The sequence below is a fragment of the Kribbella lupini genome (genome assembly GCF_039529595.1).
Taxonomy (GTDB): domain Bacteria; phylum Actinomycetota; class Actinomycetes; order Propionibacteriales; family Kribbellaceae; genus Kribbella; species Kribbella lupini.
In genome coordinates this window covers 103,807-126,478 of record NZ_BAAANC010000002.1, presented here as the reverse complement: position 1 = coordinate 126,478, position 22,672 = coordinate 103,807, and the positions used below count along the sequence as shown (strand labels likewise).

The window sequence follows — 22,672 nt, the reverse complement described above, 5'->3', positions numbered from 1 at the left end:
CACGTTGCGTAGACGCCCCTGGGCCCGGCTCACCCATCCGCCCGGCAGTCCGCTCCGAAGGCCGTGCGGTTGTGGTGGTGAGCCAGCTCACAGCAGATCCGACTGGGTCGCAACCGTGGCTGCGTCGGCAGGAGTCGGCGGTCGGGCGGTACGGGAGGGAAGGGGCAGTCATGAGTGACGCATCACGACGTGGGTTCCTGGTGTTCGCGGGAGCGGGGACGGCGGCCGCGGTCGGCGCGGTCGCGGCACCGAAGATCTTCAGCGAGCGCTCCGGCGAGGCGGCGGCGCCGCAGCTCGAGGCGAGCGACCTGGCCGGGGCCGAGTCGTTCGTCGTCCACGTCAAGGACGTGAAGTCGGGGCGGATGGCGATCATGGTCGGCGAGCGCGAGGTCCTGGTGACCGATCGCGAGCTGGCCGCCCGGCTCGCCGGCGCGAAGGGGGCCTGAGCCATGTCCTCGCACCGCGAAGCGCCGGAGATCTCCAAGGATCCGGTCGCCGACAACACCGACGTCTACGCGTTCGTCAGCCCGGACCAGCCGGACACCGTGACGATCATCGCCAACTTCATCCCGTTCCAGAACCCGTACGGCGGCCCGAACTTCTACGAGTTCGGCGACGACGTGCTGTACCAGATCCACATCTCCAACAGTGGTTCCGGCAAGGCGGACGTCAGCTACCAGTTCCGCTTCCACGCCGAGATCCGGAACAAGAAGACGTTCCTGTACAACACCGGGCCGATCACGTCGATCAAGGACACCACCTGGAACCGGCCGCAGTACTACTCGGTGACCCGGGTCGAGAACGGCCGCTCCCGGATCCTGGCCCGTGAGCTCGCCGCGCCGCCGGTCAACGTCGGCCCGCGCAGCACGCCGAACTACGCCAAGCTCGCCCGCCAGGCGATCCACACGATCGGTGCCCGCCGCAAGGTGTTCGCCGGTCAGCGCGCTGACGGGTTCTTCGCCGACCTGGGCAGCATCTTCGACCTCGGCACGCTGCGCCCGTTCCAGATGGCGCACCTGATCCCGTCGGCCGCGGCGATGGGCGTCAACGGCCTGCAGGGCTCGAACGTGCACACGATCGCGCTCCAGGTCCCGATCACCGATCTGACCCGCGACGGCAAGCGGCCCAAGGACGTGATGGACGCGAAGTCCGTCATCGGCGTCTACGCCTCGGCGAGCCGTCAGCAGTCGCGGCTGCTCGACGACGTGCTCGGCGTACCAGTCTGGCACGGCCCGTACAAGCAGGTCTCGCGGCTGGGCAACCCGCTCTTCAACGAGGTCATCGTGCCGATGGCCGAGAAGGACAAGTGGAACACCCGGCCGCCGTCGGAGGACAAGAAGTACGCGCAGTACGTGACCAAGCCCGAGCTCGCCGGGCTGCTGCCGGCGCTGTACCCGGGCGTGTTCCCGAAGCTGGCGGCGTACAAGAAACCGCGGGCCGACCTGGCCGCGATCTTACTCACCGGGATCCCGGCAGGCGTGGTCCCGGGATTCCAGAACTACACCGGTCCGGTGCAGGCGGACATGCTGCGGCTGAACGTCGCCGTCCCTCCGGCCAAGTCGCCGAACCCGCTCGGCCTGGTCGCGGGCGACGCGGCCGGTTTCCCCAACGGGCGCAGGGTTTTCGACGACGTCGTCACCGTCGAGCTGCGCGCGGTGGCCGGCTTGACGATCCCGCTGGTCGACAAGACGTTCACCCCCGACGACGCGGCGGGCGCGATCAAGGACGGGACGTCGAACACGAACTCCGGCTACCTGAGCTGGTTCCCGTACCTCGGTACGCCGGCCGGCGGCTACCAGTCCAAGCCCGGCATCCCGGCCGTCTCGTGACCAGGCCGCTGACCAACGCCGAGGAGAATCCCCATGCGGGCCAGGGCTCCTCGGTCCTGCTGGACATCGGCGACGGCATCGGCGCGATCGTCGTGAGGATGCCCGCGGCCCTGAACGACACCGAGATCGAGCGCCGCCCGCACGGCGTACCGGCTGGGCACGGTCATGGGCACGGTCATGGGCATGGGAACGGTCATCACCATCTGCCGCACGTCGCCGTCGTCCCGCGGCCGTCGCCCGAGGGCACGACGATCCACTCGGCCGTCTTTCCCGACGTACCGGAAGGCAGGTACGACCTGTATGTCCTCCCCGACGGACCGGTCCGACTGACCGTCGCCGTCACCGGCGGCCAGGTCACCGAGGCGAGCTGGCCCCAGTAGCTGGGGGACGGACCGTCGGGCGTGTGCAGGGGCCACTCCCGCCGGTCCGCCTCCCACCGGCCGGCCCGAGGGCCGGCTCAGGGGCGTTTGGCAACAGTCTGCGACCCCGGACTTTTGGCCTGCCGACCACGAGTTTTCTCGATGCCGACCCCGGGTCTGAACGGACCGGACCCGGGGTTATTCGTGGGACGCGAACCGGTCGTTGCTCACCGCGCGCGACGGCCGGCTCACTCGTATCGTCTGAACCGGACCACCGGCAACGGTGTGAAAGGGGAGAACGCATGGCCAGTGAATTCCAGCGGCAGAAGGTGGCCGGGGTGTTCCACGCGATGGACGCCGACGGCAACGGCTACCTGGAGGAGTCCGACTTCGAGACGCTGACCGCGCGCTGGGTCGGCATCCGGGGCTGGCAGCCGGGCACCGAGGACCACGACCGGATGCGGGCGATCATGATGGGCTGGTGGTCGGCGGTGGCCGCCCTTTCCGACGCCGACCACGACGACAAGGTGTCGCTCGACGAACTGATGACGGTGGTCGACAAGCTCCCGGAGATCGACGACGCGGTGTACGCGACCGCGGAGGCGATGTTCGACGTGGTCGACCAGAACGGGGACGACCGGATCGCGCTGGCCGAGCACCAGCAGGTCGTCCAGGCGTGGAAGGGTTCGGCCGACGGTGTCGAGGAGGTGTTCGGCAAGCTCGACACCAACGGCGACGGCCAGCTGTCCCGCGAGGAGTTCCGCGAGCTGTGGGCCGGGTTCTGGATCGGCGACGACCCGAAGTCCCCGTCCCAGTGGGTCTTCGGGCCGTACTGATCCCGCCGGACCGGGCCGCCAGTGCCCGCAGCGTCCGAAGAACGGCGATGCGTCCGAAGGAGCGAGCCCTATAGCCTCGGGTTCTTCGGACGCGTGCGGCTTCTTCGGACGGCCGGTGAGGGAGTGGTGCCCGTGACGGTCGAACCGTGGCTGAGCCGGTGGTGCGCGCGCGAGCTGGGTGCGTCGCCGGTTCAGCAACTGCTCTCGGCCACTCTGATGTCCGACGTCCAAGCGTTCCGGCTCGACGACGGCCGGGAGGTGGTGATCAAGTCCCGTCCTGATCCCGGCGGCCGGGTGCCCACTTGCTTGGCGGTCCAGCAAGCAGTCTCCGGAGCCGGCCTTCCTTGCCCGCGGCCACTGACCGGGGCGACGACGGTCGACGGTCTCGCCGTACACGCCGAGCAGTGGTTGCCGGGTGGCGAGGTTGCTCGCGGCACAGACCCCGCGTCGGCCCAGCGGTCGGCTCGCTTGTACGCCGCCGTCACCGCGGTCACCAGTCGCCTGCAGCTCCCGCCGCCGTTGCCCAACCCTGAGTGGGTGCACTGGGACCACACGGGCCCTGGCCACTGGCCGCCGAATCCCGTGCACGACAACCGCCCGGGCGCGGACTCGCTGCCGACAGAGCTCCTGACCATCGCTGCCCGCACCCGAGCGCGCCTGCTCGCCGCCACGTCGCTGCCCCGCGTCCTCGGCCACGCCGACTGGGAGGCCCAGAACCTCCGCTGGAACGACACCGTCGTTCACGACTGGGACAGCATCGCCTGGCTCCCCGAGCCCGCGCTGGCCGGAGCCGCCGCAGGCGCCTTCGCCAGCACCGAGACCCCGACACTGGCTCCCCTCGAAAGCTCCGAAGCGTTCCTCACGGCCTACCAGGAAGAAGCTGGTGCCTTCACGACAGACGAGCTGGAAGTCGCCTGGGCCGCCAGCCTCTGGCCCGCCCTCCACAACGCCCGCGCCGAGCTGCTGTGGGATCACCCGCCTGTCGCACTCACAGCCGTGCTCGATCAAGCCGAATCGCGCCTCCACCGAGCCGGTGCGTCCGAAGAAGGGTGATGCGTCCGAGAAAGCCGAGGCTATAGGGCTCGGGGCTTCGGACGCGTGCGGATTCCTCGGACGCTAGGGCTCGGGGTCGGCGGGGTGGGCGGGGCCGGGGTCAGCGGCCCTGTGGGATCGGGCCGCCGGTGTAGGTGGCCCAGGTGAGCGTTGGCCATTGGGCGGCGACCTTCGCGGGGAGGGCCGACTCGCCTTGGGGGCCGGCTCGGTAGACGACGGCCGTGGACAGCTCGGGGGTGAAGCCTACGTGCCAGGCGGCGAGTGGCTGCAGGCCTTTCTGCGCGCGGCAGCGGCACTTCGTGTTGAGTCGGCGCTTCTCGATGCTCAGGCCGTTGACCGTGGTGGCCTTGCCTTCGCCGACAAGCTTGCCGGTCAGGCGCGCGATCTCGGGCGGGAAGGCTTGGACGGGTCTGAGGCCGGGATGTTTGGCGGCTGTCCACAGGAGTTTGCCTCTGGAGTCCCGCACTTCCTTGATCACGTGCGCGGGGACGCGGCGGCCGTCGGCGACGAAGGTGCTGTACGCCGTGGCGAGGTCGACCGGTGAGGCGAGGGCGTCAGGACCTAGGCCGGGGGCGGGGCGGTCCGCCGGCGGGATCGGCGGCACGCCGGCGTTCTCGGCGACGGTCGAGACGAGGTGGCCGCGGCGGGAGTCGACGAGCTGGAAGAACGCCTTGTTCACCGAAGGCGGTACGTCGGAAGGGTCGGCGCGGTCGGACCAGCCGGCGGCGATCGCGAACGGTCGTAGAAGCTGGCCGGGCGGCGCCTTGCGCGTCGCCCAGTTCTGCTGGCTCGCGAGGAAATCGTTGCCGCCGACAAGCGCTACGAGTTCGCCGGTGCCGGGCCGGATCGAGGCCAGCCCGACCTGCAGACCCGGCGGCCGCTCGCCCTGCAAACCCGGCCGCTCGACCTGCGACCCCCCTGCTCGCCCCGACGCAACCGCGGCGACAGCTCGCGCCTGCAGCGTGGCGTCGAAGGTGGTGACCACCCGCAGCCCACCTCCGCTGAGTCGATCGCCCGCGAATCCGTACGTGCCGAGCTCCCGGCGCGCGAGGTCGAGCAGGAAGCCGGTCGGCCCGGCGTACCGGTTGCCCCTGGGCTTCTTGCGCAGCACCGGCACGGCGGCGCGGTAGGCGTCGTACTGGGAAGAGGAAATGGTGGCCATCGACGCCATCCCGCTCAGCACGTACCGGTACCGCCCGAGGATCGCCGGCGCGGCGTCGGGATCGTCGGCGTCGAACTTGGTCGGGTTGTTGAGCACGGTCGCCAGGTAGGCGGCCTGGGGCACGGTCAGGTCCCGCGGGTGGTCGACCCCGAAGTACGTCTGCCCGGCCGCGCGGATGCCGTAGGCCCCTTCGCCGAAGTAGATCGTGTTCAGGTAGGTGCCCAGGATCGTGCGTTTGTCCTGGGTCCGGCTGATCTTGGTCGCGATGAACAGCTCGTCGAGCTTGCGGCCCATCGTGCGTTCCTGGGTGAGGTACATGATCTTCACGTACTGCTGGGTGATCGTCGATCCACCCTGGAGCTGCCGACCGCGAGCGATCGCGACGGCGGCCCGCGCCATGCCGGGCAGCGAGATGCCGGCGTTGGTCCAGAACGTGCGGTCCTCGGCGGCGATCACCGCGTCCTGGACGTGCTTCGGGATCTCCTCCAGCTGGACGGACTTGCGGTTCTGCTCGTAGAACGAGCCGATCTCGGATTTGCCGTCGGCGTAGGTGACGATCGTGGTGTTCGCCTCGAACTTCGTGTTCGGGTCCGGGATGTCGGTCCGGGCGTACCCGACGAAGAACGCCGCCACGGTCCCGATCAGCACGACGAACGACAGGCCGAGGCACCATCCCGCGATCCGCACGATCCTTCGGCGCACCGGAACCTCCTGGTGGGTGACAGGTCACCCACCAGGACGCCGCGACCACGCTCAGTGGTGGACGCGATCCCGCCATTTCATCCCGAAGGACGACGTCCCTCGTCAGAAAGGTCTAGACCGCCGCGAACCGTGAGACGGGGGTCGGTACGTCGTCGAGCCGCGGGTCGAACCGCTCGACGAACCGCACGCCCGGCGGCACCTCGATGCTCGCCGTCGACTCCCAGCCGCGGGTCAGCGTCGGGAAGTCGGGCACGTCCGGGTGGTAGTGCGGCTTGCCCGTCCCGAGTGCGTCGACCGCCATCGGCGCGCTGAGTGCCTGGTACCGGAAGTCCGCCGACAACCGCAGCTGCCGCGTCCGGTTCGGCATCGCGCCGTGCACGGTCAGGCTGGTGAACAGCAGGACGTCGCCCGGCCGGTACGTCGCCGTACGCCACTCCGGGTGCTCCTCGTCCGCCTCGGCCCGCATCATCCCCGGCCCGTCGGACGGCTTCACCGGAAGCACCCCCAGCCGCGGTGATCCGGACAGCACCCGCAGCCCGCCGATCTCGGGCGGGGCAGCGCTGAGCGGCAGCCAGGTCGTCAGCGTGTCGATGCAGCCCTGGATGAAGCGGTAGTCCTGGTGGATCGGTGTCGGGTTGGCGCCGGGCGACGGCGGCGCGATCCGGCAGATGTGCGCGGGGTGCGCGAACGACGGCTCGCCCAGCAGCCGCGCCGTCAGGTCCAGCAGCTCGGGCCGGATCGCCAACTGGTGAAAGGCTTCGGTGCTCTGGATCGCCGTGTACGCGCCGAAGAACCCGGCCGATCCCTCCTCGACCGCGCGGTCCGACGCCATCAGCTCCTCGGCCGCGGTCCCCGGCGCGAGCCAGTGGCTGTCGAACAGGATCCGCGCGATCTGCGTCCGGACGTCGTCGACCACGTCGGCCGGCAGCAGTCCCCGGAAGAACAGGTAGCCCTCGTCGGCCAGGCGGGCCCGCAGCGTCGCGGTGTCGTCAAGTGCCGGTGCGGAGTCGGTGAGTTCCTTCATCGGCCGTTCCCCTTCTCGTCCATCGCGGTGGCGACCTTCGTGGCGTCGCCCTTGTCCAGGTACAGCTCGTTGACCACCTTGTTGATGTCGGCAACCTTCGCCGTCCAGCCGGTCGCGATCGGCATGTTCACGGTGCTGCCGGCCGCGGAGTCGAGGAACGGCTGCACGTCGATCCCCTTCTTCTTCCAGTACTGCGAGTAGCCGGCCGCCGTACCGTTCAGGGCCGGGATGACGTAACCCGCGTCACCCATCAGCTTCTGCGCCTTCTCCGACCCGAGGAACGTGATCAGCTTCCCGGCCTCGTCGGGGTGCTTGGTCTTGGCGAACATCACCTCGGCCAGCCCGTTGATCACCACGGTCCGCCCGCTCGGCCCGGCCGGCATCGACGCGACGCCGATCGGGAACTTCACCTCCGGCAGCGCGAACGGCAGCAGCGCGTTGTTCGCCGGGAACATCGCCACCTCGCCGCGGTAGAACATCTCGGTCGCCTGCCCGGTCGGCGGGTTCGTCCGCGTCCCGTCCGGCGACACGTGCCACTTGAAGACCAGGTCGCGGGCCCACTGCAGCGCCTCGACCGACTTGGCCCCGGCGAACTCGAACGTCCCGTACGGCGCGTCCATCGCCTTCCCGCCGTTCGAGGCGATCCAGTTCAGCCACTGGGTCTGGCTGTGGTTCCAGGAGCAGAACCCCCACTGCTTGATCGCCCCGGCGTCGAACCCGCTCTGCCCGGCCTTGAGACCGGCCTTGTCCACGGTCAGCTTCCGCGCGACGTCGAGGAACGTCCCGCTGCCGTCCGGCGCCCAAGTCAGCTTCTCCGGCATCGTGATCCCGGCCTTGGCGACCAGGTTCTTGTTGTAGAGCAGCCCGACCACGCCGAGGTCCTTCGGTACGCCGAGCTGCTTGTCCTCGTACTTGTACGACTGGACGACGTTCGGGTGGTACGACGCGAGATCGAGCTTCGCGCCCTTGAGCAGGTCGTCGAGCGGCGCGAGCACGCCCTTGCTGGCCAGGTCGGGGAAGTTCTCCACCGTCAGCCAGAAGACGTCCGGCGCCTTGCCGCTGGCCAGTTCGGTGGTCAGCTTGGTCCAGTACTGGTCCCACGGCAGCACTTCCATCCGGACGGTGATGCCCGGGTTCTCGGCGGTGAACGCGGCGAAGACCGACTTGTAGCCGACCTCCTGCTGCTCGTCCCAGAGCCGGTACACGAGCTCGACCGGGCCGCCGGCCGCGGTGTCGTCCGACGAGCCGCAGCCCGTCGTACCGAGGACTCCGGCCGCGCCGATCAGTCCGGCGCCACCGCGGAGCAGGGTCCGTCGCGACAGTGCGGTTCGGGGCAGGGGATGTGACATGACGACCTCCGGTGAACTACTTGAGCCCGGTGACGGCGACCGAGCGGACGATGAAGCGCTGGAAGAACACGAACAGCACCAGCAGCGGCACGAGGGCGATCAGGCTGCCGGCCATCACGGCGTTGTAGTCGACTCCGACCTCGCCCTTGAACAGCGCGATCCCGAGCGGAAGCAGGCGTTTGTCCTCGCTGCTGGTGATGATGAGCGGCCACAGGAAACTGTTCCAGTTCGCCACCACGGCGAGCGTGGTGACGGTGACCAGGATCGGCCGGGACAGCGGCAGCACGATCGACAGCAGGGTCCGGACCCGGCCGGCGCCGTCGATCCGGGCGGCGTCCTCCAGGTCGGCGGGGATGCTGCGGAAGAACTGCCGGAGCAGGAAGATCGCGTACGGCGTACCGAGCATCGTGGGCAGCATCAGTCCGGCCCAGGTGTCCACCAGGCCGAGCTTCTGCATCATCAGGTAGAGCGGGATCATCGTGACCACCGGCGGCACCATCAGTGTCGACAAATACACCCAGAACAAGGCGTCCCGGCCGGGGAACGACAACCGGGCGAAGGCGTACGCCGCCAGGACGGCGAAGACGATCTGCCCGGCGGTGATGCCGGCCGTGACGAGCGTCGAGCTGACCAGGTAGCCGCCGAAGCCGGACGCGAACAGCCGGTCGAACGCGGCCGTGCTCGGCGGCAGCCCCGGCTCCCACGGCATCGTCTCTGACAGTTGCCCCGGGCCCTTGAAGGCGGTCAGCACGGTCAGCAGGTACGGGAAGACCGCGAGCAGGCAGCCGGCCACCAGGACGCCGTAGCAGAGCAGGCTGATGGGCAGGCGAGTTCTGGACATGGTCACCTCCTCAGGACTGGTCGTACGTCGTACGACGCTCGAAGTAGGCGAACTGGGCGACGGTCACCGCGAGGATGACCAGGAACAACAGGACCGAGATCGTGGCGGCGTAGCCGAAGTCGAACTTGCGGAACGCCTCGTCGTAGATCAGGTAGGTGGCGACTTCGGTGCTGTCGCCCGGGCCGCCCTCGGTCATCACGAAGATCGTGTCGAAGGCCTGGAACGAACCGATCACGTTGGTGATCAGCACGAACAGCATCGTCGGACGCAGCAGCGGCAGGGTGATGCCGAAGAAGTGCGCGACCGGTGAGGCGCCGTCGAGGGAGGATGCCTCGCGCAACGACGCCGGGATGTTCTGCAGTCCGGCCAGGAAGAACAACATGTTGTAGCCCGCGAACTGCCAGATGTGCACGGCGGCGACGCTCGGCATCGCGAGCAGCGAGGACGACAACCAGGCCGGGCCGTCGAGTCCGAAGAGGCCGAGGAACTGGTTCAGCGCGCCCTGGCCGGGGTCGAAGATCCACGCCCAGACCAGTCCCATCGCGACCGGGGTCGCCATCCACGGAATCACCAGCAGCGCCCGGAAGTACTTCATCCCGCGCAGCTTGCGGTCGACCAGCAGCGCGAGCAGCAGCGACAGGATCGTCGTACCGGGCACGCAGATCAGGACGTAGTACCCAGTGACCAGGAACGAGTGCCAGACCTCGCGGTCGCCGAGCAGTTCGCGGTAGTTCGCCAGCCCGATGAACTCCGGGGCCGCGAGCAACTTCCAGTCGAACAGGCTGAGCACGATCACGATGACGACCGGCGCGAGCAGGAAGCCCAGGACGCCGACCAGGCTAGGGGCGAGCAGGGCGTAGCCGGCCAGCGCCTGCCGGCGGCGTTGCGTACGGCGTACTGGTCGGTGGGCCGGCTTAAGCATCGAAGGTCCTCAACGGATGCGGCCTCGCCGAGCTCGGCGTCAGCAGCTCGCGGGTCCGGTCGAGGCCCCACCGGTCGAGCGCGCCGATCGGGTCGCTGGACATCCGCAAGCCGGGAGAGTGATTGACGTGGTCGGCCCAGGCCTCGCGGTCCTGGATGTCGGGCTGGACGATCAGGCAGTCGGGGTCGTTCGCCCACCAGCGGCCGTGCAGGAACTCGCGGGCCACCGAGGTCGACCGGGCGCCGCGCTGACCGGGCTGGCTGATGTCGCCCGACGGCGGATCGACCAGCGGGTCGGTGTCGGGGGAGACGCGCATGCAGTCGACCAGGCCGAGGCTCGGCAGGATCGGGGCGCCGCAGCCGTGCAGGATCCTGTTCGGTCCGACCACCTCACGGATCAGCCGCAGCCCGTGCCGGTACGCCGTGATGCCGTCGACCTGGTCGTGCCGGCGACCCTCGATCGCGCCGGCGTAGCAGAAGTCGAGCTTGAAGTGGTCGTAGCCCTGGCGGCACAGCTCGGTGAACACGTCCTGCAGATGCCTCGCCGCAGCGGGGTTCGTGACGTCCAGGACCAGTTGCTCCTGGCCCCAGTTCGTCCCCGCGGTGATGCCGGGGACGAGCCACTCGGGATGCCGGCGGGCGGTCTCGCTCCTGCTGCCGACCAGGAACGGCGCCACCCAGATCCCGGCCCGCCGGCCGCCGGCGCGGATGTCGGAGGCGAGCCGGACGGTCGAGCCGAAGTCGTCGCGGGGCGTCAGCCAGTCGCCGATCTCGGCCTGATAGCCCTCGTCGAGCAGGACCAGGTCGACGCTGAGCCCGTGCTGGTCGAACTGACGGACCTCGTTCATCACGTCCCGCTCGGTGACCTTGCCCCAGTACGCGTACCAGCTGCACCAGGACGGGCCGAAGACCCGCACGGAGGGGTGGTACTGCGCGGCGAACGTGTCGGCCCAGTCGGCGAGCGACTGGTTCGGGTTGCCCTGGGTGCTGGTGGTCACCTCGACCTCGCCGTCGGCGGTGATCAGGAGGCGGTCGCCGTCGACCTCGCAGCGGATCGACGGGACGACGTCGGGGGAGAGCGCCGCGACGACGGTGACCTCGCCGCCGGTCGCGACCGCGAGCAGGCCCTCGCCCTGGAAGCGGCCCGCCGCGACGTCCGGCCGGTAGGCCATCACGTGGTGGTTGGGGGCCGTCGGCCTGGGCGGATGCGCGGTCACGTCGTACCAGCCGCTGGGGCTCCACGACTGCCACCCGTGCTCGAAGATCCGGGTGGTGGTGTCGTGCACGAGCTCGGTGACGGTACGAAAGCCCACGGGATCCTCACTTCGTCGGGGTTGCAGGATCTTGCTGCTGGATGGGTAATCTAAGGACCCGCGCGAAGGGTGCACCATGACAGAGCCTGCTGACTACGAGCACGATCTTGCTACTCAGGTGCTGATCGAGCTCTACAGCGAGATCCCGCCGCCCAGCAAGCTGGTGACCGGCCACTTCCACAGCGGCGGCGACTACCGCGTGGTCCGGCCGGACGGCGTCGGAAGCTGGTACCTGCTCTACACGGCCGGCGGCACCGGCCGGTACCGGATCGGTGGGGACTCGCTCACGCTGCGCGTCGGGGATCTCGTGCTGGTCAGTCCGGGGACCGAGCACGACTACGGCACGGTCGGCACCTACTGGGAGACCTGGTGGGCGCACTTCCAGCCGCGGCGTGACTGGCACACCTGGTGGTCATTGCCGCAGGCAATGCCCGGGCTGTCGTACGTGCGGCTGACCCGGCCGTCGGAGACGGACCGGCTGGTGTCCGCCTTCGCGCGGCTGCACCGGGACGCACAACGCGCGGGGCTCTCACCGACCGGCGACACGGAGCTGCACCTGCTCGAGCAGAACCTGGCCGTCCAGCTCACGATGAACGGGATCGAGGAGGTCCTGCTCGTCGCCGCGAGCAGCCTGCGCCGGGAGACTCGTTCGCTCGATCCGCGGGTGCAGCTCGTGCTCGACGCGGTGACGTCCGACCCGGCGCGGGCGCACACGCTGAACTCACTCGCCGGGCTGGCGCAGGTCTCGGTGTCCCGGCTCGCCCACCTCTTCAAGGAGCAGGTGGGCGACTCGATCATGAGCGTCGTGGTCGGGTTGCGGTTGCAGCGCGCGTCCGAGCTGCTCGGCGCGACCGACATGTCCGTCGGACAGGTCGCTCGCGCCGTCGGCTTCGAGTCGCCGCACTACTTCAGTCGCCAGTTCGGCCGCCGGTTCGGGGCTTCGCCGAGCGACTACCGGCGATCGGTCAGGAACCCAGGGCAATGTTGAGTTCGGTCGCTGCGGCGTAGTCGGCGCCGCCGGCGAGGCCGATCAGCTTCACGTAGCGGGCCGTCGTACCGGCCGGGAAGCGGGCGATCTTGGCGTCGACCGTGCCGTCCCAGTTGCCGGTGGCCACGGACCGGAAGGTGTTGCCGTCGGCACTCACCTGGACGTCGTAGGAGGAGATCCGGCCGTTCGGTACGGCGGCGTCCTGGCGTGGGGTGTAGATCAGGGCCTCGATCGACCGGGTGGTGCCGAGGTCCAGCGTGATCGACTGCGGGAGCGGCGCGGGTGGGCTCCAGTTGGAGTGCCACATGGTCGAGCACTTGCCGTCGATGGCGTACGGCGCGGCGTACGCCGCCGAACCCTGGCTGGTCGCGGTAGCCGTCATCTCCTGCTGGGGCAGGAGTTTCAGGGGTCCGAACGGGCCGTCGACGGGCTTCGGCGTACCGGGGATCGCGGTGACGCGGCCGAGTGCGGGAGCCTTGATCGACGGGTGGGTGCGGAGGTGGTTGAGGAAGACCTCCTGGCCCATCCTCGGGGCCCGGACCAGGTTCCTCGGCTGCTCGAAGGCCGGGTAGCCGTACTGCGCGCCGTGCAGCGGCAGCACCGCGGTCGTCGCGACGCGGTACGTGCGGTTGAGATCGAGCCTCCGGCCGTCGATGAAGACCTGCCGCGGGTCGACGCGGTTGCCGGGTGCCGCGCCGAGGTCGTAGGTGTAGCGGACGTTCTTGGAGATCGCCAGCGAGGACAGCCGTTGGCATCCGTACGCCGGAGGGATCCACTGCTGCTCGAGGACCGCGTCGAGCTCGCGGCCGGTCAGGGACTGGGTCGTGATCGGCGAGATGCCGGCGACCGGCCAGGCTTCGCCGTACAGGACGCGGCCGGGCGCGTCGGTGGGTTGGTTGCCGGGGGCGTACTTCAGGCCGGCTGCGATCACGTCGACGCCGAGGTCGGCCGGGACGAGCGCGAGGTCGGCGTCGCCGCTGCGGTGCGGGGCGGCCTCGTCGTGGTACAGGTCGGCGACGAAGTTGCCGGTGCGGCTCTCGGCCGTGGTCGAGAAGTCGAGGTCGCGGTCCAGCCGGGCGAGCGGCTCGTTCTGGCGGGCGGCCCAGCGGTCGGTCCAGTACTTGACGATCTTCTGGACTCCTGGGTCGGGCGTGAGGTCCTTGGTCACCGCGTGGTTGGTCGCTGTCGTCGCGGAGCGGATGACGTCGCCGGTCTCCGGGTCGAGATTGAGATTGACCTCGCCGAGGACGCGGCCGTGGTTGGAGGCCTCCAGGACCGGGCGCGGGACGCCGTTCGGGTCGGGGACCATGCAGTTGAACGCGGTGTGCCAGTGGCCGCCGAGGATCACGTCGATGTCGGGCGACATCGCGCGGGCGGCGTCGAAGATCGGGCCGGTCGGGTTCAGGCAGTCGTTGAACTGGCCGCCCTGCTGGCCGCCTTCGTGCATGCTGACCGCGATCGCCTCGACGCCCTGCGCCTTCAGTTCGGCGGCGGCGCGGTTCGCCGTACCGACCAGCGCTTGGAAGTCGAAGCCGGAGCCCTCGATCGACAGGGACTCGGTCGGCGTACCGGGGAAGGCCAGGCCGATCACGCCGAGCTTCACCGTGCCGCCACCGGGCTTCGGCACCGAGGTGATCCAGTACGGCGGCAGCGCGGGCCGCTTCGTCCGGCGGTCGACCACGTTCGCCGCGTGGTACGCGTAGTCGGCGCCGTGGAAGGCGCGGCCGGTGGAGTCCGTGAAGCAGCTGTCGAAGCCCGGCTTGCCGTAGCAGCTGCCGGACACCATCCGCTGCAGGAACGGGAACTCCCGGTCGAACTCGTGGTTCCCGGCCACGTCGAAGTCCATCCCGAACGCGTTCAGCACCTCGATCGTCGGCTCGTTCGCGAACGCCTGCGTGTAGTCGGGCCACCCGCTGAACTGATCGCCGGACCCGATCAGGAACGAGTTCGGCTGCCCCTCGCGCAGCCGATCGAGGTGCGCCTTCAGGTACCCGGCCCCACCGACCTGCAGGCCGTTGATGGTCAGGTTCTCCGCCTCCGACAGGTACCCGTGCAGGTCGGTGATGCTCAACAACTGCACGGGAATCGCGGCTTCCGCCTGCGCCGGCGCCGTGACCGCACCCCCCACCAGAGCCGCCACCACAGCCAGCGCCGTCCGAACCCTGAACCTCATCCGCTGCTCCCGTCCTCGAACCGGACTGCAACGTAGCCAGCACCCGTGAACACAAACCATCCCCGGAGTTGCTGACTCCCTACACGATCCGGCTACCGCCGCCGGTCGTTTTGCGGTCCGGCCGAGAATTCTCGGGCGGGATGTCGATTTCGGGACCGTCGGTCTCGTCGTTCAGGTAAGCGGCCCAACTGGGGGCGGCACACGAAGGGACGGACACGATGGCGAAGTACCTGATTCTCATCTACGGCGACGCGGCCGAGTGGGCGGCGATGAGCTCGGAGCAGGAGGTCGCGCACGCCGCGGCGCACAAGGAGTTCGCGGCGGCGGCGAAGGTCCTGTCCAGCCACGAGCTGGAGCTCGCGTCGATCGCGGCGACGACCGTACGGACGGACGCGGCCTCCGGGCGGGTGACGACGACCGACGGGCCGTTCCTGGAGACGAAGGAAGCGGTCGGCGGCTACTACCTGGTCGAGGCCTCCGACCTGGACGAGGTGATCGCCCTGACCGAGCTGCTGCCGGAGGTCCACGCGTCGCACAGCGGGGTGGAGATCCGCCCGGTGGTCGTTCGCTGATGACCGACGAGGTCGTCGCCGCGGTGGCGCAGGCCCACCGCGGCGAGTGGGCGCAGGTGCTCGCCACGACCGCGCAGGTGATCCGCGACCTCGACCTGGCCGAGGAGTGCACCCAGGACGCGTTCGTCCAGGCGCTGGAGACCTGGCCGCGGATGGGGATCCCGCAGCGGCCGGGCGCCTGGCTCACGACCACGGCACGCAACCGCGCCCTGGATCTGCTCCGCCGAGAGTCCGTCGTACGGCGTGCGCTGCCGCTGCTGGTGCCGGAGGAGTCCGTGCCCGGACCCGAGGACGGGCTGGACGACGACCGGCTGCGGCTGATCTTCACCTGCTGTCACCCCGCGCTGAGTCCTGACGCGCGGGTCGCGCTGACGCTGCGGCTCGTGTGCGGCCTGTCGACGGCCGAGGTCGCGCACGCGTTCCTGGTGCAGGAGTCGACGATGGCCGCGCGGATCACCCGGGCCAAGAAGAAGATCAGCGTGGCCGGCATCCCGTACCGCGTCCCGTCGGCGGACCACCTCGCCGAGCGGGTGCGGACGGTGCTCGACGTCGTCCACCTGATCTTCAGCACCGGCCACACCGCACCCATCGGCACCGAGCTCGTCCGGCAGGACCTGGTCGAGAGCGCGATCGACCTGGCCCGCTTGCTGCATCTGCTGATGCCCACCGACGCGGAAGTCGCCGGGCTGCTCGCCTTGCTGCTGATCGTCGACGCACGTCGGGCCGCGCGGGTGTCGAGCAGCGGGCAACTGCTGCTGCTCGCGGAGCAGGACCGGGCGCTGTGGGACATGTCGCTGATCACCGAAGGCGTCGCCCTGCTGACCGATGCGCTGCGCCGGCAACCACCGACGAGGTACGCCGTCGAGGCCGCGCTCGCCGCCGTCCACGCCGAGGCGCCGACCTGGCAGGACACCGACTGGTCGGAGATCGTCGGCCTGTACGACGTACTGCTCACCCTCTGGCCGACGCCCGTCGTCCAGCTCAACCGCGCGGTCGCCATCGGCCTGCGGGACGGCCCACGCGCCGGGCTCGCCGAACTCGACCCGTTGCTCGACGTACCGGCGCTCGCGACGTACGGCTATCTGAGCGCCGCCCGCGCCGACTTCCTCCGCCGGCTCCAGTCCTGGCAGCCCGCGGCCGAGGCGTACCAGGAGGCCCTGGCTCTCACCGACAACGACGTCGAACGCACCTTCCTCACCAACCGCCTCACCGAGGTCCAGGCGCACCTGCCTGAGCCGTGAAGAAGCTGCGCAGGTCTTCGATGAGCAGGTCGGGTTCCTGGTGCGCCGCGAAGTGGCCGCCGCGGTCGTAGACGTTCCAGGACACGATGTTGGCGTGGTCGCGCGCGGCGTAGTGCCTGATGGCTTGGATGTCGTCGGCGAACTGGGCGAGGCCGAGAGGGACCGTGGTGGGGGAGTCGATCGGATCCTCGCGCTCGGCTTCGGCGTAGATCTGCAGCGAGGAACCGGCGGTTCCGGTCAGCCAGTACGTCGAGACGTGGGTGAGAAGCCGATCGGGGTCGAGGTCGCTCATCACCTGACGGTTCCAGGCCAGCAGCCCGATCGGCGAGTCCGACAGCGCGTACCCCAGCGTGGTGGGCCGCTGCGTGTGGATGTGGCTGTAGGCGGCGCCCTCGCGCTGCAGGGACCGGAGCGCCTGCAGCGCCTGGCGGTCCGGCGGGCTCAGTTGGTCCAGGTCAGCCGGCTCGCTGGTGGGGAGGAACGCCATGGACTCGCCGTCCGGGAGCGAGAACAGCTGCGTCACGTGGACGCCGACCACCTCGTCCGGGGCGATCCGCCCGAGCTCGGGCGAGATGATCGATCCCCAGTCGTTGCCGGCGGCACCGTACCGGCGATAGCCGAGCCGCCGCATCAGGACCGCCCACGCCCGCGCGATCCGGCGCGGCCCCCAGCCGCCGGAGGTCGGGCCTGACCAGGCGAAACCCGGCAACGAGGGGATGACCAGGTCGAACGCGATGCTGGGATCGAGGCCGTGTCGCCGGGGATCGCTGAGCGGTCCGATGAGATCCAGGAACTCCGCGACCGACCCGGGCCAGCCGTGGGTGAGCACGAGCGGCAGGGCCGCCGGCTCCGGCGACTTGATGTGCAGGAAGTGAACAGTCGCGCCGTCGATGGTCGTGCTGAACTGCGGATACTGGTTGAGCTTCGCCTCCCAGGCGCGCCAGTCGTAGTGATCACGCCAGTACTCGACGAGCTCCTCGACCGCCGCCGTGCTGCCGGGTGGCGCCTGACGCCGTACGCCGGCGAGCCGCGCCCGCAGCTCGTCGAGTGCCTGATCGGTGACCTGGATCCGGAACGGTTTCATCGCGGGTGGCTCCTTCGTGGTGGTCAGCATCTGGGGCGGACGTCGGACGGCCGGACGACAACTCGACATTTCGATTCCTTTTGCGGCCGGGCCGGGTCTAGTCCGTATGAGCAACCAAGACATCAACCGTGACCACTGGCAGCGCTCCGCTGCCAACGACCGTTCGATCCCGTGGGAGGAGCTGACCGCCGAGCCCAAGGCGATCCGTGAGGAATGGGTGGGCGACGAGCTCTGGCTGCGGCCGGAGGTGACGGCGAACGACGCGGTGCTGCTGGCGATCCACGGCGGCGGTTTCGTCGGTGGATCGGTGGCCAGCCACCGCAAGCTGTTCGGACACATCGCGAACGCGGCGGGGACTTCGGCGTACGCCGTGGAGTACCCGCTCGTTCCCGAGCACGTCTACCCGAGCCAGCTCGACGCGGTGGTCAGCACCTATCGCCGGCTGGCCGCCGAGCACCCGGTCGCGCTGGTGGGTGACTCCGCCGGCGGCACGCTCGTGCTCGGCGTCGCCCTGCGGGCGCGCGACGAAGGGCTTCCCCAGCCGCGCGCCCTGTATCTGATCTCGCCCTGGACCGATCTCGAAGCGGCCGGCGAGTCGTACGACACGAGCACCGACCCGTTCTTCGCGCGCGAGACGGTCCGCGGGCTCGGTGCCGCGTACCTGGCGGGCGCCGATCCCCGGACGCCGGCGGCGTCTCCGCTGCACGCCGACTACCGCGGCTTCGCCCCGACGTACATCCAGGTCGGTGGCGAGGAGGGCCTGCTCGACGACAGCCGGATGCTGGCCGACCGGATGCGCGCGGCCGGTGTCGACGTCCAGCTCGAGGTGTTCCCCGGTGAGCTGCACACGTTCCAGATGACCGCCGGGAACACCACGGTGGCCGACGACGCGATCGGAAGGGCGGGCGGATGGTTGCGGCAGATACTGGGGTCATGACCGACTTCGCGACGGCCACGGAGCCGCTCCGGCGGGAGCTCGTCGCGTACTCGTACCGGATGCTCGGGTCGTGGGCCGACGCGGAGGACGCCGTACAGGACGCGCTGGTGCGGGCCTGGCGGGCCTGGGACAAGTTCGAGCAGCGGTCGTCGGTGCGGACCTGGCTGTACCGGATCACGACCAACGTGTCGCTGACGGCGCTGGAGGGCCGGACGCGGCGGGCGTTGCCGTCGGCCTTGAGTACGACGGATCAGGTGGGCGAGTGGGTGGAGCCGTACGCCGCCACGCGCGACGACGTACGGCTGGCGCTGGTCGCGGGCCTGCAGATGCTGCCGCCGACCCAGCGCGCGGTGTGGTTGCTGCGCGAAGTACTGGCGTTCCCGGCGGCCGAGGTCGGCGAGATGCTCGACCTCTCGGTCGCCGCGGTCAAGAGCAGCCTGCAGCGCGCCCGGGCGCAACTGAAGGAGGCCGACCTGCAGCCGGACGACATCGTCGAGCCGGACGCCGCCGAGGCGCGCCGGTTCCTCGACGCGTACGTCACGGCGTTCCAGAACGCGGAGGTCGACGTACTGGTCGAGGTCCTGCGCTCGGACATCAAGCTCGAGATCCTGCCCGGCCGACGCTGGTACGACGGCCTGACCGAGTGCGTGCCGATCTTCCAGGCCGCCATGGGCGAGCCGGGCGACTGGCGGATGACCCCCACCACCGCCAACGGCCAGCCCGCCGCGATCGCCTACCTGAAAGGCAAGCCGTACGGCCTGGCGGTCCTGGACGCCCGGCACGACGGAATCGCCGCCATCACGGTCTTCGACGCCCCGGCCCTGGTCGAGCGCTTCAGCTGATCGAAGTCAGGCGGGCACCCAGGTGCGCTCTGCGGCGACGGCAGCTCGCGCCGTTCGGAGATGGTCGAGGAAGATGGCCAGACCCGGATGCGGGTTGTCGTCCCGCCAGATGAGCGAGTGCGGGTAGACAGGGATCGGCTTGACGATCGGGATCCGGCGCAGGCCGTACGCCTCGGGCCAGAGGTAGCGCGTGCCTTCGCCGACGAGCGTGGCGAGGTCGGCGGAGGCGGTGAGCTCGTCGAGCTGCACCTCGATCCCGAAGCTCGGTCCGGTGGTGACGATCTCGAGACCGAAGGTCGCCGCGAGCGCGGCGTAGTACGAACCCCATTCGGAATCGGCCGGCAGGCCAGGCATCCAGACCGGGTACTCCGCCAGCTCGGCAAGCGTGAGCCGCGCGGCCGAGGCGAGTGGGTGCCGCGGGCCGACCAGCAACTGATGCCGATCGTCGATGACGCGCTCGGCACGTGCCGGCGTGGGAACCCGGTGTCGCGGGTATCGGAAGGTGGCATCAATGGCGCCTTCGGCAACGGCCTTGGTTGCCTCGTCGACGGTGGCATCCGGCAGCTCGACGATGTCCAGCTCGATCTCGGGGTGCAGCCGGTGGAAGGCGTGGAGCGCGGCGGCCGGCGCGGTCCGGCGATTGAGTACGTCGATGCGCAGCGCACGGCGTACCGGTCGCACCGACGCCTCCGCCTGCTGCGCGACCCGGAGCAGCTCGCGGGCGTGGGGCAGGAAGGTCTCACCCTCGACGCTCAGCCGGGCGCCCCGCGGTGACCGGGTGAACAGGAGGACGCCGAGCTCCCGCTCGAGCGCCGCGATGCGCTTGGACACCGCCTGCTGGGTGATGCGCAACTCGTCCGCGGCGGCCTGGAACTGGCCGACGTCGGTTGCTGTCACGAAGGTCCGGACGGCCTCGAGGTCCACGCGGACACTGTAGGCGGACAACCGGACGTTGTGCGGCCGGTTGTTTGCGCGCTCGTCGGGCGCGTTGGTTGGGTTGCTCCCATGGAGACTTCTGGACCGTCCTTCCGTGAGCGTGTCGTTCGGGCGATCGGCGTGACCGAGCGACTCAACAAGCTGCCGTACGACGACCAGGCGGCGATCCTGGCGACGTGGAGCGAGTTGACCGGGCAGCCGGTCGACGAGACCTTTCACCTGATCCCGCCGGTGTACTCCGACCACGGGGTCAACGTCCGGATCGGCCGGAACGTCTTCGTCAACCAGGGGTGCCGGTTCAACGACATCGGCGGGATCGAGATCGGGGACCGGGTGATGATCGGGCCGGACGTGAGCCTGATCAGCTCCGGGCACCCGGTCGCGCCCGCGGAGCGCCGCAAGGGCATCACCGCGGCGCCGATCCGGATCGGGCACGACGTCTGGATCGGCGCCTCGGCGATGGTTCTGCAGGGGGTGACGGTCGGGGAGGACTCGGTGATCGGCGCCGGAGCGGTCGTCACGCGCGACGTACCGCCGCGCATGCTCGTCGTCGGCTCACCGGCGAGGGTCGTCCGCACGCTCTGAAGTCGGCATCCTCAGGAGAACAAGGAGGAAGCCGGCCGCCAGAGTCGCGGCGGCGGTGAAGGCGGTCGGGGTCGACGTGGCCGCGGCCAGGGGGCCGAGGAGCAACGGGACGATCACCTGGCCGCCGAAGGTGATGGTCGCCAGTACGGCGGTCGCGCGGCCCCGGAGCTCCGGGGCCGCGGCCTCGCCGATGAGGAGGGTCAGTGTCGGGACGACGACGCCCATCCCCAGGCCGAAGACGGCCGCCGCGGCGATCATCAGCGCGGGCTCGCGGGCGACGCCGAGGCCGGCCAGGGCCACCGCCCAGATCAGGAAGGCGACGCGGAGCAGCCCGACGTCGCTGACGGCTTTCCGCAGGGACGCGTACTTGAGGCCGACGACGGTCATGGCCGCCGACAGGATCGCCGTGCAGAGCGCGACCAGCAGCGGCTTCGTGACGCCGACCTCGCCGAGGCGCAGCGGGAGGAAGATCAGTACGGCGTACAGCAGGAACGAGCTGGCGAGCTGCATCAGGTAGTACAGGATCACGGTGGGCCGGCCGAGGACGAAGGTCGCGAGGGAGCCCTGGGTGGTTCGGCCGGTCGAGGGAAGCCCGCTCCGGCGCGGCAGTGCGGTGAGGGTGAGGATGCCGAGCGGTACGCCGACAAGGTAGATCGCGAAAGGCGCATGCCAGGAGAGGCCGCCGAGCGCGCCGCCCGCGATCGGCCAGATCAGGCCCCCGAGACTGATCGCCGACGACCTCCATCCCATCGCGCGATCCCGCGCGGCGCCCTCGAAGGACTCCAGCAGAAGCAGCGTGGTGCCGGTGAAGACCGCCGCCGCGCCGACGCCGAAGACCAGGCGGCTGACCAGCAAGGCGGAGTAGTCGCTCGTCACCAGCCCCGCCCCGCCGGCCACGCCGTACAGGACCAGCCCGGCGGCCAGCGTCCCGCGTACGCCGAAGCGGTCGATCGCGCGCCCGATGAGCGGGCTGACGACCGCCAAGGACGCCGCGTGCGCGGTCAGCACCAGCCCGGTCTCGGTCTCGGACAGCGCCAGGTCCCGCCGTACGACCTCGAGAATCGGCGCCAGGATCGCCCCGGCCATCACCGTCAACGTCGACCCCAGCAGCAGCACCAGCAGCAACTGCCCGCGAGCTCTCATCGGCGCCGCAAACTGCTGAGCGCGCCCGACCAGGCGATCACCTCGTCGACCATTTGCCGCAGCTGTACGTGCTGATGCGCGCGCGGCGCGGGGCAATCGCCAGCGAAGTCGTCGTACAGGGACAGTGCGACGGCGGTCCGAACGTCCGCGACCCGCACCTCGGCCAGGATCTGACGCAGGTGCTCCACGGCCCGTACGCCGCCGGCGACCCCGTAGCCGAGCAGCCCGGCGGCCTTGTCGTGCCACTCGGTGCAGACGAAGTCGATCGCGTTCTTCAGCGCCGCGGGCAGCGAGTGGTTGTACTCCGGAGTGACGAACACGAACCCGTCGCAGGCCCCGACCGCCGCGGCCCACCGGCGGGTGTGGTCCTTGGTCGGTGCCCCCATCGCCGCAGGCACCGGCTCGTCCAGCAGCGGCAAGCCGAAGTCGGCGAGATCGAGCAGGGTGATCCTGACGGGGCTTACCGAGCACCGGGTGTGAGCGCCGGTGACCTCGAGCGCCCACTGCGCCACCGCAGCACCCTTCCGCCCCGGTCGCGTGCTGCCGACCACGATCCCGAGCTCGAACGTCCGTGGGCAGGCCGACCCCGCGGCCTGATGTCGAAGGGACTCGTTCAGCATCGTCCGAGCATCACTCCTGAACCAAGGTTGAGGTCAAGTCCCGCCATGCGGTGATGTGCGGACAGGGCTGGGCGCAAGCGAACTGGTTCGTCGGATCGTCCATGTCCTGGCGCCGAACGACCATGTTCGCCAGGGTGCGGGATCGCTAGGGTTCAAGCACGA

The 22,672-nt window shown here is 70.0% G+C and carries 22 protein-coding genes; 11 read left to right on the top strand and 11 right to left on the bottom strand.

Going from position 1 to position 22,672, the window contains the following annotated elements; genetic code table 11:
- Positions 1–170 precede the first annotated feature (170 nt).
- From ABD235_RS13740 to ABD235_RS13720, 5 genes are all read left to right on the top strand, one after another.
- A complete protein-coding gene (locus ABD235_RS13740; RefSeq protein ID WP_344173987.1) occupies positions 171–446 on the top strand; it encodes a twin-arginine translocation signal domain-containing protein in 276 nt (91 codons plus the stop codon).
- Positions 447–449: 3 nt separating this feature from the next.
- Complete coding sequence (locus tag ABD235_RS13735) at positions 450–1,829, top strand: DUF4331 domain-containing protein (RefSeq protein WP_344173984.1); 1,380 nt, start codon at positions 450–452, stop codon at positions 1,827–1,829.
- On the top strand, positions 1,826–2,209 hold the full coding sequence (locus tag ABD235_RS13730) for a hypothetical protein (protein WP_344173982.1): 384 nt from the start codon (positions 1,826–1,828) through the stop codon (positions 2,207–2,209). Before ABD235_RS13735 ends, ABD235_RS13730 begins: the two co-directional genes overlap by 4 nt.
- A gap of 281 nt (positions 2,210–2,490) precedes the next feature.
- Positions 2,491–3,024, top strand: a complete 534-nt coding sequence (locus tag ABD235_RS13725) for an EF-hand domain-containing protein (protein ID WP_344173980.1) — start codon at positions 2,491–2,493, stop codon at positions 3,022–3,024.
- Positions 3,025–3,156: 132 nt separating this feature from the next.
- Entirely contained in the window at positions 3,157–4,077 is a 921-nt protein-coding gene (locus ABD235_RS13720) for an aminoglycoside phosphotransferase/kinase family protein (RefSeq protein ID WP_344173978.1), read from the top strand.
- Positions 4,078–4,177: 100 nt separating this feature from the next.
- Here the strand turns inward: ABD235_RS13720 and ABD235_RS13715 are convergent, their stop codons facing one another.
- From ABD235_RS13715 to ABD235_RS13690, 6 genes are all read right to left on the bottom strand, one after another.
- Complete coding sequence (locus ABD235_RS13715) at positions 4,178–5,941, bottom strand: transglycosylase domain-containing protein (RefSeq protein ID WP_344173976.1); 1,764 nt, start codon at positions 5,939–5,941, stop codon at positions 4,178–4,180.
- Between the two features lie 112 nt (positions 5,942–6,053).
- A complete protein-coding gene (locus ABD235_RS13710; protein ID WP_344173974.1) occupies positions 6,054–6,965 on the bottom strand; it encodes a phytanoyl-CoA dioxygenase family protein in 912 nt (303 codons plus the stop codon).
- Positions 6,962–8,314, bottom strand: a complete 1,353-nt coding sequence (locus ABD235_RS13705; protein ID WP_344173972.1) for an ABC transporter substrate-binding protein — start codon at positions 8,312–8,314, stop codon at positions 6,962–6,964. Before ABD235_RS13705 ends, ABD235_RS13710 begins: the two co-directional genes overlap by 4 nt.
- A 16-nt stretch (positions 8,315–8,330) precedes the next feature.
- Positions 8,331–9,155 carry a carbohydrate ABC transporter permease gene (locus tag ABD235_RS13700; protein ID WP_344173970.1) on the bottom strand — a complete coding sequence of 275 codons (825 nt, stop codon included), beginning with the start codon at positions 9,153–9,155 and terminating at the stop codon, positions 8,331–8,333.
- Positions 9,156–9,165: 10 nt separating this feature from the next.
- The gene (locus tag ABD235_RS13695) at positions 9,166–10,077 is read right to left on the bottom strand and encodes a carbohydrate ABC transporter permease (protein WP_344173968.1); all 912 of its coding nucleotides are present in this window, start codon (positions 10,075–10,077) and stop codon (positions 9,166–9,168) included.
- Entirely contained in the window at positions 10,070–11,389 is a 1,320-nt protein-coding gene (locus ABD235_RS13690) for a glycoside hydrolase family 36 protein (protein WP_344173965.1), read from the bottom strand. Before ABD235_RS13690 ends, ABD235_RS13695 begins: the two co-directional genes overlap by 8 nt.
- Positions 11,390–11,465: 76 nt before the next feature.
- On the opposite strand from ABD235_RS13690, the gene ABD235_RS13685 reads away from it, so the two are divergent.
- Positions 11,466–12,377 (top strand): helix-turn-helix domain-containing protein, encoded by a 912-nt coding sequence (locus tag ABD235_RS13685; RefSeq protein ID WP_344173962.1) that lies wholly within the window; start codon positions 11,466–11,468, stop codon positions 12,375–12,377.
- Here the strand turns inward: ABD235_RS13685 and ABD235_RS13680 are convergent.
- Positions 12,355–14,550, bottom strand: coding sequence for a discoidin domain-containing protein (locus tag ABD235_RS13680; protein WP_344173960.1), 2,196 nt, complete (start codon positions 14,548–14,550; stop codon positions 12,355–12,357). The two genes, ABD235_RS13685 and ABD235_RS13680, sit on opposite strands and share 23 nt — an antisense overlap.
- A 218-nt stretch (positions 14,551–14,768) precedes the next feature.
- On the opposite strand from ABD235_RS13680, the gene ABD235_RS13675 reads away from it, so the two are divergent.
- Positions 14,769–15,122 (top strand): YciI family protein, encoded by a 354-nt coding sequence (locus ABD235_RS13675; protein WP_344173958.1) that lies wholly within the window; start codon positions 14,769–14,771, stop codon positions 15,120–15,122.
- Positions 15,122–16,363, top strand: a complete 1,242-nt coding sequence (locus ABD235_RS13670; protein WP_344173956.1) for an RNA polymerase sigma factor — start codon at positions 15,122–15,124, stop codon at positions 16,361–16,363. Before ABD235_RS13675 ends, ABD235_RS13670 begins: the two co-directional genes overlap by 1 nt.
- Here ABD235_RS13670 and ABD235_RS13665 read toward each other — a convergent pair.
- Positions 16,329–17,447 carry an epoxide hydrolase family protein gene (locus ABD235_RS13665; protein WP_344173954.1) on the bottom strand — a complete coding sequence of 373 codons (1,119 nt, stop codon included), beginning with the start codon at positions 17,445–17,447 and terminating at the stop codon, positions 16,329–16,331. The genes ABD235_RS13670 and ABD235_RS13665 overlap by 35 nt on opposite strands.
- A gap of 106 nt (positions 17,448–17,553) precedes the next feature.
- On the opposite strand from ABD235_RS13665, the gene ABD235_RS13660 reads away from it, so the two are divergent.
- Positions 17,554–18,384 (top strand): alpha/beta hydrolase, encoded by an 831-nt coding sequence (locus tag ABD235_RS13660; RefSeq protein ID WP_344173952.1) that lies wholly within the window; start codon positions 17,554–17,556, stop codon positions 18,382–18,384.
- A complete protein-coding gene (locus ABD235_RS13655; protein WP_344173950.1) occupies positions 18,381–19,226 on the top strand; it encodes an RNA polymerase subunit sigma-70 in 846 nt (281 codons plus the stop codon). The genes ABD235_RS13660 and ABD235_RS13655 overlap by 4 nt, the downstream gene beginning before the upstream one ends.
- Before the next feature lie 6 nt (positions 19,227–19,232).
- Here the strand turns inward: ABD235_RS13655 and ABD235_RS13650 are convergent, their stop codons facing one another.
- Positions 19,233–20,150 carry a LysR family transcriptional regulator gene (locus ABD235_RS13650; RefSeq protein WP_344173948.1) on the bottom strand — a complete coding sequence of 306 codons (918 nt, stop codon included), beginning with the start codon at positions 20,148–20,150 and terminating at the stop codon, positions 19,233–19,235.
- Between the two features lie 81 nt (positions 20,151–20,231).
- On the opposite strand from ABD235_RS13650, the gene ABD235_RS13645 reads away from it, so the two are divergent.
- Entirely contained in the window at positions 20,232–20,747 is a 516-nt protein-coding gene (locus tag ABD235_RS13645) for a sugar O-acetyltransferase (RefSeq protein WP_344173946.1), read from the top strand.
- Here the strand turns inward: ABD235_RS13645 and ABD235_RS13640 are convergent.
- Positions 20,718–21,890, bottom strand: coding sequence for an MFS transporter (locus ABD235_RS13640; protein WP_344173944.1), 1,173 nt, complete (start codon positions 21,888–21,890; stop codon positions 20,718–20,720). The genes ABD235_RS13645 and ABD235_RS13640 overlap by 30 nt on opposite strands.
- Positions 21,887–22,510, bottom strand: coding sequence for an NADPH-dependent FMN reductase (locus tag ABD235_RS13635; RefSeq protein ID WP_344173942.1), 624 nt, complete (start codon positions 22,508–22,510; stop codon positions 21,887–21,889). Before ABD235_RS13635 ends, ABD235_RS13640 begins: the two co-directional genes overlap by 4 nt.
- Positions 22,511–22,672: the final 162 nt, after the last annotated feature.